14 protein-coding genes are annotated in these 13602 nt (G+C 68.7%); 6 read left to right on the top strand and 8 right to left on the bottom strand.

Annotated elements, in window-relative coordinates; translation table 11 throughout:
• Window positions 1–179: 179 nt before the first annotated feature.
• From AC07R7_RS19095 to AC07R7_RS19085, 3 genes are all read right to left on the bottom strand, one after another.
• A complete protein-coding gene (locus tag AC07R7_RS19095; protein WP_492838128.1) occupies window positions 180–845 on the bottom strand; it encodes an HAD family hydrolase in 666 nt (221 codons plus the stop codon).
• A 114-nt stretch (window positions 846–959) separates the two neighbouring features.
• On the bottom strand, window positions 960–1307 hold the full coding sequence (locus AC07R7_RS19090; RefSeq protein ID WP_492884881.1) for an ArsC family reductase: 348 nt from the start codon (window positions 1305–1307) through the stop codon (window positions 960–962).
• Between the two features lie 32 nt (window positions 1308–1339).
• Window positions 1340–1921 (bottom strand): 2'-5' RNA ligase family protein, encoded by a 582-nt coding sequence (locus AC07R7_RS19085; RefSeq protein ID WP_494636290.1) that lies wholly within the window; start codon window positions 1919–1921, stop codon window positions 1340–1342.
• A gap of 127 nt (window positions 1922–2048) precedes the next feature.
• Here AC07R7_RS19085 and AC07R7_RS19080 point away from each other — a divergent pair, with 127 nt between their 5' ends.
• Genes AC07R7_RS19080 through AC07R7_RS19060 form a run of 5 tightly spaced genes read left to right on the top strand, consistent with a single transcriptional unit; the run spans window position 2049 to window position 6029 of the window.
• Window positions 2049–2432 (top strand): BlaI/MecI/CopY family transcriptional regulator, encoded by a 384-nt coding sequence (locus tag AC07R7_RS19080; RefSeq protein ID WP_492838409.1) that lies wholly within the window; start codon window positions 2049–2051, stop codon window positions 2430–2432.
• Complete coding sequence (locus AC07R7_RS19075) at window positions 2422–3897, top strand: M56 family metallopeptidase (RefSeq protein ID WP_494636289.1); 1476 nt, start codon at window positions 2422–2424, stop codon at window positions 3895–3897. Before AC07R7_RS19080 ends, AC07R7_RS19075 begins: the two co-directional genes overlap by 11 nt.
• 47 nt (window positions 3898–3944) lie before the next feature.
• Window positions 3945–5468 carry an FAD-dependent oxidoreductase gene (locus AC07R7_RS19070; protein WP_494636288.1) on the top strand — a complete coding sequence of 508 codons (1524 nt, stop codon included), beginning with the start codon at window positions 3945–3947 and terminating at the stop codon, window positions 5466–5468.
• Window positions 5465–5794, top strand: a complete 330-nt coding sequence (locus AC07R7_RS19065; protein WP_494636287.1) for a hypothetical protein — start codon at window positions 5465–5467, stop codon at window positions 5792–5794. Before AC07R7_RS19070 ends, AC07R7_RS19065 begins: the two co-directional genes overlap by 4 nt.
• A 55-nt stretch (window positions 5795–5849) precedes the next feature.
• Window positions 5850–6029, top strand: coding sequence for a hypothetical protein (locus AC07R7_RS19060; RefSeq protein ID WP_494636286.1), 180 nt, complete (start codon window positions 5850–5852; stop codon window positions 6027–6029).
• A 6-nt stretch (window positions 6030–6035) separates the two neighbouring features.
• On the opposite strand, the gene AC07R7_RS19055 is transcribed toward AC07R7_RS19060, so the two are convergent.
• From AC07R7_RS19055 to AC07R7_RS19040, 4 genes are all read right to left on the bottom strand, one after another.
• On the bottom strand, window positions 6036–6485 hold the full coding sequence (locus AC07R7_RS19055) for a DUF2147 domain-containing protein (RefSeq protein WP_494636285.1): 450 nt from the start codon (window positions 6483–6485) through the stop codon (window positions 6036–6038).
• A 125-nt stretch (window positions 6486–6610) separates the two neighbouring features.
• Window positions 6611–8056 carry an efflux transporter outer membrane subunit gene (locus tag AC07R7_RS19050; protein WP_494636284.1) on the bottom strand — a complete coding sequence of 482 codons (1446 nt, stop codon included), beginning with the start codon at window positions 8054–8056 and terminating at the stop codon, window positions 6611–6613.
• Entirely contained in the window at window positions 8040–9578 is a 1539-nt protein-coding gene (locus AC07R7_RS19045) for a DHA2 family efflux MFS transporter permease subunit (RefSeq protein WP_492884868.1), read from the bottom strand. The genes AC07R7_RS19050 and AC07R7_RS19045 overlap by 17 nt, the downstream gene beginning before the upstream one ends.
• Window positions 9578–10657: an HlyD family secretion protein gene (locus AC07R7_RS19040; RefSeq protein ID WP_494636283.1), complete on the bottom strand. Its 1080-nt coding sequence runs from the start codon at window positions 10655–10657 to the stop codon at window positions 9578–9580. Before AC07R7_RS19040 ends, AC07R7_RS19045 begins: the two co-directional genes overlap by 1 nt.
• Window positions 10658–10776: 119 nt before the next feature.
• Between AC07R7_RS19040 and AC07R7_RS19035 the strand changes: the two genes are divergently transcribed.
• Window positions 10777–11724 (top strand): LysR family transcriptional regulator, encoded by a 948-nt coding sequence (locus tag AC07R7_RS19035; RefSeq protein WP_492884864.1) that lies wholly within the window; start codon window positions 10777–10779, stop codon window positions 11722–11724.
• 4 nt (window positions 11725–11728) lie between these two features.
• Here the strand turns inward: AC07R7_RS19035 and ilvD are convergent, their stop codons facing one another.
• Window positions 11729–13576 (bottom strand): dihydroxy-acid dehydratase, encoded by a 1848-nt coding sequence (gene ilvD, locus AC07R7_RS19030; RefSeq protein WP_494636282.1) that lies wholly within the window; start codon window positions 13574–13576, stop codon window positions 11729–11731.
• Window positions 13577–13602: the final 26 nt, after the last annotated feature.

Here is a 13602-nt window from a genome sequence, read left to right as displayed (position 1 = left end):
CTTCACTGGTAAGAGGCGTTCACGGTCCTGATTGGAGGCGCCCGCCGGGATGAAACTTTCGTAAGGCCAACAAAAGCTCGACGATCGTGAGGGCCGGACGACGCCATACCGAAGGGCCGCCGACCATCAGGACCGCGGCGCAACGAAACCCCAAGAGCTACGGCAGGCGCCCTCGAAGGCTAGTCGCCGCCGACCGCAGGTCTGGACGCGCCAACGTACGAGATGATTTCGGACATCGTGGCGAACGACACCGTGGGCTGGTGCTGGGCCAGGATCGCGGGCTTGGCGTAGCCCCAGCCGACGGCGCCGCAGTCCAGGCCCACCGCGCGGGCGGCCTCGATGTCGCGGGTCTCGTCGCCGATGCAGATGACCTTGTCGCGGCTGACGCCTCGGGCCGTGACCTGCTTGAACTTGCGGGCCTTGCCGAACAGCGACGCGCCGCAGGCATAGAGACTGATCAGTTCGCCCAACTCCTCGCCCAGTACGCGACGGATCACCGCCTCGCTATTGGAGCTGACCACAGCGATCTTCACGCCCGCCGCGTGCAGGGCGCGCAGCATCCGGGCGGTCTCGGGGAACAGCGGGATGGTGTGAGCGTCGGCGGCCATCAGCTTCTTGCCGGCGCGAGCGATCAAGGGGAGCTTCCAGGGCGAGACGCCCAGATAGCGGATGACCTCGCGGGTGCTGCGGCCGCGCAGCATCTCGATCTCTTCGTTGGTGACGGTCTTGAAGCCGTACCGGCGCGCCATCGGATTGACAGCCCGCATCATCCAGGCCGCGCTGTCGGCCAGCGTGCCGTCGAAGTCAAAGATGACCAGCTCGTATCGCGAGACAGCGTCCCCCACGCGTCAAAAACCCCCTCATGGCTCGCGACAACGCGAGACCTTCCGTCCAGTGATAGACCGATCTCCTGGAAATTGTCGTCTTAAACTTCGCTCGCGGCGCGAGGGAAACGCGGACTAGCCGATCGCGGCTTCGTAGATCTCAGGCTTGAAGCCGACCAGCCGGCGGTCGCCCAGGTCGAGCACCGGGCGTTTGATCATCGAAGGCTGGGCCAGCATCAGGGCGATGGCCTTGTCGGCGTTCAGGTTCTGGCGATCGGCCTCGTCCAGCTTGCGGAAGGTCGTGCCCGCGCGGTTCAGGATCGTCTCCCAGCCGTGCTCCTGGACCCAGCCTTCCAACGTCGCGCGATCGATCCCGACCGCCTTGTAGTCGTGGAAGTCATAGGCCTGGCCGCGCGCTTCCAGCCACTTGCGCGCCTTGGCGACCGTGTCGCAGTTCTTGATGCCGTACATCGTCGGGGTCATGACCGGGCCTCTTGCAGCGAATCTCCGTGATCCTACCCGGTCAGGTCCCAGGCCTGGAGCACGATGTGCTGGGTCTGGCCCAGCTTGCTTTGCACCAGCACGAAGCGATCGACCGTCCAGCGGATCGGGGCGATGGCCTGGGCCGGGACCACCTGGCCGTCGTAGAGCAGCGTGATATGCGGTGTGAAGCTGCTGTCGGGCTTCAGCTTAACCCAAGCCATGGCCTCGCCGAGCGCCTTCTGGAACGCGATCAGATCCCGCACGCCCTCCGCGCCCTGCAGCGTGAAGGGGTTGTTGCCCGGCCGGTTCGCGAAGCTGATGGCCTGGTCGAACGTGACCTCGAACGGCGCGGCCTTCACAGCCGCGCCCGCGTCCTTGCCCTTCGCCGCCACGTCATTGGGCAGCCCGACATAGTCGCCCAGGTGATGCAGGGTGATGTGGAAGCGATCGGTCAGCAGCGGCTGGCCGCGCAGGCCCAGGGCCGCCTTCAGCCGGCGCGCCTTGGTCGCGATCCGCTCGGCCGTCGCGGGGTCCGGATACAGCAGGAACATCAGCCGGTCGGTCGGCGTCGGCGGGTCGAAGCCCGGCAGGCCCATCTGCAATGTCTCGACCATCCGGCCCTCCTGTCTCGCCCGCCAGGGTTAAGCCGCTTCGGCTTCGCGTCCAACCGCTGCATTACAATTCGTTTACGCGCGTAATCGATGGCTTGACTGGAACGTTTACGTGCGTAATCGTTAGACCATGGATACGAACCCGCAACGCATCAGCGCCGCCGAAAGCGAAGTCATGAAGGTGCTTTGGGCCGACAGCCCCAAGCCCGCCGAGGACGTCCTGGCCATCCTGGCCAAGGACCACGGCTGGGCCGAGGGCACGGTGAAGACCCTGCTGAACCGCCTGCTGAAGAAGGGCGTGATCGCCGCCGACAAGGATGGCCGCCGCTTCCTCTACCGTCCGCTGGTCGGCCGCGAGGACTATGTGGATTCCGAGAGCCAGGGCCTGCTGGACCGTCTGTTCGACGGCCGCCTGGCGCCCTTGGTCAGCCACTTCTCCAAGCGCGAGAAGCTGAACCCCGAGGACATCGCGGAACTGCGCCGCCTGCTGGACAAGATCGACGATGACCAGTGACCTGATCCTCTTCCTGGCCAAGGCCAACCTGGCCCTGGCGGCGGCCGTGCTGCTGGCGCTGGTCCTGCGCAAGCCGGTCCGCGCCGCGTTCGGGGCCCGCAGCGCCTACGCGCTGTGGCTGATCGTACCGCTGTCGATCCTGGCCCTACTGATCCCGGCCCGCACTATCACACGGCACGCGCCGGTCATCGCCAGACCGGACGTCGCGACCGCCACGGCGGAAGCCCCGTCGTCGCCCACGACCGCGCCGTCTTCGCCGTCCGCCCCAAACCAAGTCCGCGCCCTGCCGATCACCGAGATCGTGTTGGGCCTCTGGGGCCTCGTCGCCGTGGCCGGCCTGATCGTCCAGGCCGAGCGCCAGCGCCGGTTCGTGCGGTCGCTGGGCCGGCTCAGCGTCACCGACGACGCCAGCCTGTTGCTCGCCGAGCGCCCCGGCGTCGGTCCGGCCGTGATCGGCGCGCTGGCGCCGTGCGTGGTGCTGCCCGCCGACTTCGCCGAGCGCTTCACGCCCGAGGAGCAGGCCCTGATCATCGCCCACGAGCGCAATCACCTGGCCGTCGGCGACGCCCAGATCAACGCCGTGGTCACCGGCCTGCGGTGCCTGTTCTGGGTCAACCCCCTCGTCCATCTCGGCGCGGCCGTGCTGCGGATCGATCAGGAGATCGCCTGCGACGCCGCCGTGCTGGCCCGTCATCCCAAGACCCGCCGCGCCTATGGCGAAGCCATGCTGAAGACCCAGCTGGCCGCCTTCGCCCCGCCGCTGGGCTGCCATTGGCCCGCCTCGGCCAACAACCAACTGAAGGAGCGCTTCACCTTGCTCACCCGTCACCATGCCCATCGCGGCCGCCACCTGGCCGGCGCGGCCGTCGTCGCGGTCCTCGGCCTCTCGGCCGGGGTCGCCGCCTGGGCCGCCCAGCCGGCCCAGGTCGTCCAGCGGAGCCCCGGCCAAGCCAAGGCAGCCGCCGCCCGTCACCTGGGCCAACCGCTGTTCGAGGCCGTGCGCGCCAAGGACATCGCCGCCGTGCGCGAACTGATCGCCCTGGGGGCCGATGTGAACACGGTGGTCGTCGGCGACGGCTCGCCGCTGATCGAAGCCGCCCGTCGCGGCCGCATGGACATCGTCCAGGCCCTGCTGGCGGCCGGCGCCGATCCGAACCTAGCCGTGCGCGGCGACGGCGCCCCGCTGATCCAGGCCTCGCTGTCCGGCCACCTCGACATCGTCCAGGCCCTGGTGGCGCGCGGCGCCAATGTCGAGATCTTCGTCCCCGGCGACGAGACCCCGCTGATCAACGCCGCCCAGGCGGGAAGCCTGCCCATCGTCGCCTATCTGGTCGAGCACGGCGCCGACGTGAACCGCTCGGTCGAGGCCAATGAAGGCGAGATGCGCTCGCCGCTCGGTCAGGCCCGCAAGAACGGCCACGGCGCCGTCGTCGACTACCTGAAGAGCCGGGGCGCGCGGTCCTAAGGGACCGCCCCCAAACTTCCCCAATAAAATCAGCGAGTTTTTCAACGATGGCGATCATCGACGCCCGGACTTTGCCTGACGCCAGCCGGATTGAAGCCGATCTGGTGATCATCGGCGGCGGCCTGGCCGGCATCACCCTGGCCAAGGAGCTGGCCGGCGGTCCGCTGAAGGTCGCGATCCTGGAGAGCGGTGGCCTGGAGATCGACATGGAGAACCAAGCCCTCTACGCCGGCTCCGGCGTCCAGAAAGCGCCCGGCAATCCCGACCGGCCATTCGACAACTATCCGGTCCAGTCCCGCATCAGGGCCCTGGGCGGCTCGGGCCACGTGTGGGGCGGCAAGTGCGGACCGCTGGACCCCGCCGACTTCGCCGAGCGGCCTTGGATCCCCTACAGCGGCTGGCCCGTCACCCGCCCCCAGATGCAGGCCTACTACGACCGGGCCTGCGACCTGCTGGAGATCCCGCGCTTCCCGCTGGAGATGGCCAAGCCGACCGAACCCGATCGCCAGCCCCTGGCGCTGGACCCGGCCGACGGCTTCTTCCCGGCCCCGCGGGTGTTCTCGAAACTCTCCGGCGGCGGCGACAAGGCGGCTTTCGACGCCTGGCGCACGAAGTTCGCCGACGCGCCGAACATCACCGTCTATCTCTACGCCAACGTCGTGAAAATTCGCCGGCAAGGCGCTGAAATCGTTGGCCTGGACGTCGCCTGCCTCAAGGGCTCGCACCACACCGCAAAGGCCAGGCGTTACGTGCTGGCGACCGGCGGCATCGAAAACGTCCGCCTACTGCTGGCCTCCGACGACCTGGGCAACGGCCACGATCTGGTCGGCCGGTTCTTCCAGGGCCACGTCACCTATTCGAACGACGGCGACGCCGAGACCGAAGGCTCGGTCGTGGCCGTCACGCGCGCCACGCCGCTGGAGCTCTATGCGCCGACCAAGCGATTGTCGCCCCACTGCGTGATCGGCTCGGGCCTGAAGGCCCAGGCGCGGATGAAGACCGGCAACTTCACCGCCACGCTCTACAAGGCCACGCCCTCCGGGACCGACACCAAGGTCGGCGCCGACACGCAGGCGATCCGTCGGACCAGCGGCCGCATCGCCGGCCAGGACGAGGCCCAACTGCTGGGCTACTTCGCCATGACCGAGCACTTCCCCAATCCCGACAGCCGCGTGACCCTGGACCCAGAGCACAAGGATCCTTTGGGCATGCCGCGCGTGCGCCTGACCTGGACCTATGGCGAGAAGGACTATGCCGACCTGGAGCTGTCGGTGGCGGGGCTTGCCGACGCGTTCGGGGCCTCGGGCCAGGGCCGGCTGTGCTGGTCGATCCCGCGTGACAAGCTGCTGGCGACGTCCAGCGCCTCGCGTCACCACATGGGCGCGACGCGGATGCACGTCGATCCAAGGAAGGGCGTCGTCGACGCGAACCTGCGCCTGCACGAGGCGAAGAACCTCTACGTCGCCGGCAGCTCGGTCTTCCCGACCTCCGGCATCGTCAACCCGACCCTGACCATCCTGGCGCTGTGCATGCGGCTGGCCGATCACCTGAAGAGCGAGACTGTACAATGACCAGCCGCCGCGACCTCCTGGCCGCACTGGTGGCGCTGGCCGCCACGCCGGCCCTGGCCCGCGCCGCCACGCCCGACGTCCTCGCCGGCCTAGACCCCGCCGCCGTCCAGCGGATCGGCAAGGCCTGGCGCGAGCAGCACCCGACCGTCACCGCCAGCGCCCTCGGCAAGCGCCTCTTCCCGGCCGGACGCGGCCTCGCCGCCCTGCCCCGCCTGCGCGACCAGGCCGCCGCCGATTTCCGCAAGGGCGCGGTCTTCGCCTATCGCGGCTGGCGGCTCTCGGACACCGAGGGGGCGTTGCTGGCGCTACTCTCGTTCGAAGCTTAGCCCGAGGAACTCGGACGGACATGGCCGGTTAGGTCCTCAGCAGAGGAGTTCCGCCATGCCCCAGGGCGACAAGAGCAAGTACACCGACAAGCAGGAACGCAAGGCCGACCACATCGCCGAAGGCTACGAGGCCAAGGGCGTCTCGGAAAAGGAAGCCGAACGCCGGGCCTGGGCCACTGTCAACAAGCAGGACGGCGGCGGCAAGAAACCCGGCGGCTCGGGTCGCCATCCCTGAGCCCGATCAGGACGCCTTGGCCGTACTCGCCGTGGTGGTGTCCACTCGTGTCCAGGTCTGCGACTTGCAGAGGAAGTTGGGCAGCAGACAGCCCTTGGCCTTCAGCGAGGCGCGGTCCAGCAGCTTGACCTGGCCCGAGAAGGTCATATCCAGGTCGGGTACATAGACCCGGCCCTTCCATTCGTTGGGATCGGCGGCGGAAAAATCGCGCAGCAACTGCATGCCGACCAGATCCTGGTTGTTCTTCTTCTTCACGTCGGCGCGCGCGTGCTCATTGGCCCAGACGACGACGCCGCAGGTGCGGGCCTCGCACGGCTTGATCTCGATATGGACGCTGCCCTTGGGATTACGCCAGACACCGTAGATGTCCCCCGGACGCGGCGCGGCGCCGGTCTGGGCGAAGGCGGCTCCGCCCCCAGCCCACAGCGCTAACGCCACAGCCAGTCCACGCGACATGCTTCGGCTCATCACGGCCGTCCTTCTCTCAGCGGCTACGCCAACCCGTACCCCATCGGGGCGCGAAGCTAGCCGCTCGGAAAGACGAGGTGAAGCCGTCAGAATTGAGGCGGGCCCATCCCGGGTCAGCCGGTGCGCCAATCGGCCCCGGTCGCGGCGAACAGGCGGATGGCGTCGACGAGGCGTTGGCCCTGCGCGCGGGCCTGGGCCGAGCGCGCGGCGTTGAGCGTGCGCTGGGCGTCGACGACTTCCAGCAGCGTGCCGCCGCCCTTGTCGAAGGCGACCCTGGCCAGACGCAGGCGTTCGGTCGCCTGCTGCTCGGTGCGGGCGTAGGCGGCGAGCGCCGCTTCATCGGCCGAAAGGGCCGAAAGGGCGTCGGCGACCTGGCCGAAGGCGGTCAGCACGGTCTGCTGATAGCGGGCGCTGGCGGCGCGGGCGGCCTCGCGGGCCTGCTGGCGACGGGCCTTCAGGGCGCCGCCGTCGAAGATCGGCGCGGTCAGGCCGGCCCCGATGTCCCAGCCGCTGGCGTCGTACGAGAAGAGGTCGGCCGGCTTCAGCGCGCCCTGGGTCAGCGACGCGCTCAGCTTGATGTTCGGATAGAGGTCGGCCGTCGTGACGCCGATATCGGCGGTGGCGGCGTGCAACTCGGCCTCGGCGGCCAGGATGTCGGGACGCTTGCGAACCAGTTGCGACGGCAGGGCCACCGGCACGGGGGCGCCGAGCGCCATGGTCGACAGATCGAAGGCCGGGGCGCTCCAGTCGGCCGGGGCCTTGCCGATCAGCACGGCCAGGGCGTGGCGGGCGGCGGCCAGTTCGCCCTGCAGGGCCGGCAGTTGGGCGCGGTCCTCTTCCAGCTGGCTTGCGGCCGAGACCTTGGCCAGGCTGGTCGAGCCGCCCAGGGCGTTGGCCTTGCGGATCAGCTCGATATTGGCCTGGTCGTCGGCGATCATCCGCTCGACACTGGCGATCTGGGCCCGCAGCGTGGCGATGGTCGCCGCCTGAAGGGCGACATTGGCGGTGAGACTGAGATAGGCCGCCTCGGCGCGGCGCCCCTGGGCTTCGACGCGCGCGGCGGCGCCCTCGATGCGGCGTCTATTGCCGCCCCACAGGTCGAGGTCGTAGCTGACCGCGCCGCCGACCGAATAGAGGCTGAAGGTCGGGTTGCTGAGCTTGATGTCGCCAAAGCCCGTGAAGCCGAACGACTGCAGGTTGGCGCGTTCGCGGGCGACGCCGGCGTTGCCTGTGACCTGAGGTCCGGCCACGCCGCGCGCCTGGGCCAGGGCCGATTGGGACTGAGCCAGGGTGGCGTCGGTCTCGGCGAGCGTCGGGCTATCCTTCAGCGCCTGGCGGATGACGGCGTCCAGTTCGGGCGAGTTCAGCGCCGTCCACCACGGACCAGCGTTGGCCGTGTCGGCGTCGAGGCGCGCGGCGGCGGGGACCGTCTCGCCCGCGCCCAGGGTCGAGGCGGCTTTGGGCGCGTCCGGCGCCTGAAAGTTCGGCCCCACGGTCGCGCAGGCGGACAGGCTAGTCGCCGCCAGCAAGGCGGTCAGGAACTTAGTGGTCGGAGACATTGGCGGCCTTCGCCCCGGGCTTCGGGGTACGCATGAGAAGGATGAGCGGCGCGCAGGCGATGGTGATCACCAGCATCAGCCGGAAGTCGTCGAGATAGGACAGCATCGCCGCCTGCCGGCCGATCACGCCGTTGAACGCGGCCATGGCGGCCTCGGTCGAGAACACGTTCGGAGCGTAGGCCTGGTACAGCGGGTTGTCGGGCCGGGCGTGCTCGACCAGCACCGCGTGGTGCTTCTCGATGCCGCTGACGAACAGGGCCTGCATGATCGAGATGCCCGCCGCCGAGCCGATGTTGCGGATCAGGGTGAAGAGCCCCGCCCCTTCCGCCCGATGCTGCGGCATGACCTTGGCGAAGGCGATCGTGCTGAGGGGCACGAAGATCAGGCCGGTGCCGACCCCCGACAGGAAACCCGAAACCACGAGCAGGGTCGTGTCCATCTCCAGATTGTAGTGGCTCATCTGCCAGAGCGAGAGCGCGCTGATCGCCAGGCCGATGCTGAGCAGCAGCTTGATGTTCATCCGCCCCATCAGCTGGCCCACCGCGAACATGGCGATGAAGGAGCCCAGACCTCTAGGCATGGAGACCAGGCCCGTGAAGGCGACCGGATAGCCCAGCAGGGTCTGCATCAGCGGCGGCAGCAAGGCCAGGGTGCTATAGAGCAGGATGCCGATGAAGAAGCCGAACAGGCAGCAGGTGATGAAGTTGCCATCGGCCAGCAGTTCCCGCGCCACGAACGGCTTCTCGGCCGTGGCCAGCTGCACGCCGAACACCCACAGGGCGATGACGGCGACGATCAGCTCGACCCAGATCTCGCGTGAGCCGAACCAGTCCTGGCTGGGGCCGCGGTCCAGCATCAGCTGGAAGGCTCCGATGGCGATGGCCAGGGCCAGAAAGCCCAGGGTGTCGAACTTGCGCTTCTCGCTGCTTCTTTTTTCGGAGAGGAAGAAGAACACGCCGCAGAAGGCCAGGATGCCGATCGGCAGGTTGATGAAGAACACCCATCGCCAGTCGAGATTGTCGGTCAGCCAGCCGCCCAGGCCAGGCCCCAGCAGCGGACCGAGCACCGCGCCCGCGCCCCAGACGGCCATCGCCTGGCCGTGGCGCTCGGGCGGATTGATGTCCAACAGCACGGCCTGGGACAGCGGGATCAGCGCGGCTCCAAACAGACCTTGCAGCAGGCGGAACAGCACGATCTCGACCAGGTTCTGCGCCGCGCCGCACAGCATCGAGGCGGCGGTGAAACCGATGATCGAGACGATCAGCACCATCTTGCGGCCCATCCGCTCGGTCAGGAAGCCGGTCAGCGGCGTCATGATCGTCGAGGCCACGATGTAGGAGGTCAGCACCCAGGTGATCTGGTCGGTCGAGGCCGAGACGCTGCCCTGGATGTGCGGCAGGGCGACGTTGGCGATCGTGGTGTCCAGCGAGATCATGATCGTCGCCAGCATCACCGAGATGGTGATCGGCAAGCGATTGGCGACGTCGCGGGCGTGACCCTCCTGGAGCGCCTTGGGGGTCATCAGCGCTTGCCCGAGCGAATGTCCACCTTCGCCTGGGCGCTGAGCCCCGCCGAGAGGTTGCTGGGCGCGGCGTCGTCCAGGGTCAGGCGCACGGGCACGCGCTGCACGACCTTGACCCAGTTGCCGGTGGCGTTCTCGGCCGGCAGCAGGGCGAAGCTGGCGCCCGTGCCGGGGCTGAAGCTGGCGACATGGGCCTTCAGCGGCTTGTCATAGGCGTCGACCTTGATCGTGGCCGGCTGGCCGACGCGCATATGGGCCAGCTGGTCTTCCTTGAAGTTGGCCTCGATCCAGGGCTTGCCCGAGATCAGGAAGAACAGCGGCCTGGACGCCTCGACCCGCTGGCCGACCTGCAACTGCTCGACCTTGGCGATGACGCCGTCGGTCGGGGCGACCACGGCGGCGTAGGAACGATCCAGCTTGGCGCGCTCGAGCTTGGCGGACGCTTCCAGCACGCCGGGCTGCTGCTCGGTGGCGATGTCGGCGCGACCGCCGAGGTCGGCCAGGGCCGTGGCGATCTGTTGCCGGACGACGGCGACCTGGCGCTGGGCCTGGTCGGCGGCGTGGCGGGCCTCGTCGGCCTGGGCCTTGGTGGCGACGCCGGCGGCGGCGAGGTCCCGCTGGCGGGCGGCCTCGCGCTGCGCATAGCCGGCGGTCTCCTGCACGGCGGCCAGATCGGCCAGGCGCTGGTTATAGACCGCGCGCTTGCCCTGGACGTCGAAGCGGGCCTGTGCCAGGGCGGCCTCGGCCTGAGACACCGCCACCTGGTAGTCGGCCGGATCGAGGCGGAACAGCACCTGCCCCTTGGCCACGCGCTGGTTTTCCTGCACGTCGATCTCGACCACGCGGCCGTCGATGCTGGTGCTGATGCCCGTGCGGCTGGACTGAACGTAGGCGTTGTCGGTGGTCTCTGACTTGCCGCCCGTCAGCACGACGAAGGCGCCGATGCCCGCGAGAACGACCAGCGGCGCGCCGATCATCAGCGGCCAGCGCAGGTGCTGGCCCAGGCTCCGCTCTCGCCGCCTGCTGGCCGCGTTCGCCTCGGCGCCGGCTATAGCCTCGTAACCTTCAGCGTCGCTCACGCGCTGCTCCACGTCTCGATAGGTTTTGGGGAATCGTTGGGTTCGTTCGGGTCGCGAACCTTGGCCCTCAGATAGGGCTCGGCCTGTCATGAGAGAAATGATATATACTCACGACAGCCATGAACGCCGTGAATTTCAGAACCGCCGACCTCAACCTCTTCCGGGTGTTCGTCACCCTGCTGGAAGAGAAGAACGCCACGCGCGCCGGCGAGCGGCTGGGGCTCTCGCAATCCGCTGTGAGCCATTCGCTGCGGCGCCTACGCGAAATGGTCGGAGACGACCTTTTCGTCAGAGGCCAGACAGGCCTGCGGCCGACGCCGCGCGCGCTGGAGATCGCCGACACCGCGCGCACCGCCCTGAAGCTGCTGGAGAGCGCCGTCACCAGCCAGCGGTTCGATCCGGCGGTCGACGCGCATACCTTCAACATCGCGGCCGGGACCTATATTTCCTATGTCCTGGGCCCGCTGATCGCCGAGCGCGTGATCGCCAGCGCGCCAAACGTCCAGATCCATTTCCACAACCTCTATGCGGGCATGACCGAGGACCTCGACACCGGGCGGCTGGACATGGTCGTCGGCTGCTTCGAGGCGATCCCCGGCCGCTTCTCCTATAGTCCGCTGTTCGAGGAGACCGGGGTGTGGGTGCTGCGCGCCGACCACCCGATGGTCGCCAGCGGCGTCGACTACGACGCCCTGGCCCGCCTGCCGCGCCTGGGCGTCTCGGGTGGCGGCAACGATGATCCCGACCGCACCTCGGCCGGGCACCTGGGCCTGCGGCGCGCGACCTCGTGGGGAGACACCTACGCCCTGGGCGACACTCCCTATCAGCCGTTCACGGTGCAGGACTCGTTCAGCGCCATGAACATGGTCGGCCGCTCTGACATGACCTGCATCCTGCCGCGCCGCCTGGCCCAGCTGGCCGCCGACCGCGGCAAGGTGTTCATGGTCGAACCGCCAAGCGCGCCGCCCCCCATGCCGTTCGGCGCGGTGCTACGCGCCAGCGACGCGGCGGACTCGCCCAATGGCTGGCTGCTGGACCTCTGCCGGGAAGCAGCGGCCCAGCTATAACCCTCTATTCGACCTGGCTGACGTCGCGCACCGCGCCGCGGGCGGCGTTGGTGGTCATGGCCGCGTAGGCGCGCAGGGCGGGGCTGACTTCGCGCTTGCGGTCGAGAGGTTTCCAGGCCTTCGACCCACGGGCCAGTTGAGCGTCGCGGCGCTCGGCCAGGACCGCGTCGGAGACTTCGAGCGTGATGCCGCGATTGGGGATGTCGATCAGGATCGAGTCGCCGGTCTCGACCAGGGCGATCAGGCCGCCCTCGCCCGCTTCCGGCGAAACGTGGCCGATCGACAGGCCCGAGGTGCCGCCCGAGAAGCGGCCATCGGTGATCAGGGCGCAGGCCGCGCCCAGGCCCTTCGATTTCAGATAGGTGGTCGGGTACAGCATCTCCTGCATGCCCGGACCGCCCTTGGGTCCTTCGTAGCGGATGACCACGACCTCGCCGGCCACGACCTTGCCGCCCAGGATGCCACTGACCGCCGCCTCCTGGCTCTCGAAGACACGCGCCGTGCCCCGGAAGGTCAGGATGGAGTCGTCGACCCCAGCCGTCTTCACGATACAGCCCTCGGGGGCGAGATTGCCAAACAGCACGGCCAGGCCGCCGTCCTTCGAGAACGGATGCTCGACCGAGCGGATGACGCCCTTCTCGCGGTCCAGGTCCAGGCTCTCCCAGCGGGCGGCCTGGCTGAAGGCGATCTGGGTCGGCTTGCCGCCCGGCGCGGCGCGAAAGAGCTCGTGAGCGACGGCGCTGTTGGTGCGGCCGATGTCCCAACGCGCCAGGGCCTCGGCCATGGTGGTGGCGTGGACGGTCGGCTGGGTCGTGTCGATCAGACCGCCACGCTCCAGTTCGCCCAGGATGGCCATGACGCCGCCGGCCCGGTGGACGTCCTCCATGTGCACGTCGGCCTTGGCCGGGGCCACCTTGGACAGACACGGCACCCGGCGCGACAGGCGGTCGATGTCTTCCATCTTGAAGTCGACCCCGCCCTCCTGGGCGGCGGCCAGAAGGTGCAGCACGGTGTTGGTCGAGCCGCCCATGGCGATGTCCAGGCTCATGGCGTTCTCGAACGCGGCCCGGGTGGCGATGCCGCGCGGCAGGGCCGTGGCGTCGTCCTGCTCGTACCAGCGCTGGCAGAGGTCGACGACCAGGCGGCCGGCCTCCTTGAACAGCGCTTCGCGGTCGGCGTGGGTGGCCAGGACCGAGCCGTTGCCCGGCAGCGACAGACCCAGGGCCTCGGTCAGGCAGTTCATCGAGTTGGCGGTGAACATGCCCGAGCACGAGCCGCAGGTCGGGCACGCGGCCTTCTCGATCGCGTTGACTTCTTCGTCGGTGTATTTGTCGTCGGCGGCGACGACCATGGCGTCGACCAGATCCAGCGCGCGGATCTCGCCCTTCACCCGCACCTTGCCGGCCTCCATCGGACCGCCCGAGACGAAGACCACCGGAATGTTCAGCCGCATGGCGGCCATCAGCATGCCGGGCGTGATCTTGTCGCAGTTGGAGATGCAGACGATGGCGTCGGCGCAGTGGGCGTTGACCATGTACTCGACGCTGTCGGCGATCAGCTCGCGGCTGGGCAGCGAGTACAGCATCCCGCCGTGGCCCATGGCGATGCCGTCGTCGACGGCGATGGTGTTGAACTCCTTGGCCACGCCGCCGGCGGCCTCGATCTCGCGGGCGACCAGTTGGCCCAGGTCCTTCAGGTGCACGTGGCCCGGGACGAACTGGGTGAAGCTGTTGGCCACGGCGATGATCGGCTTGCCGAAGTCCTCGTCCTTCATCCCCGTCGCGCGCCAGAGGCCGCGGGCCCCCGCCATGTTGCGGCCGTGGGTCGAGGTGCGTGAGCGATAAGGAGGCATGGCAAATCTCAATGTCGGCGATGGGG

The sequence above is a fragment of the Caulobacter sp. GW821-FHT05F04 genome (assembly GCF_059419665.1).
Note: the sequence above shows the minus strand (reverse complement) of the source record. Positions and strands in the feature narration are given on the sequence as shown.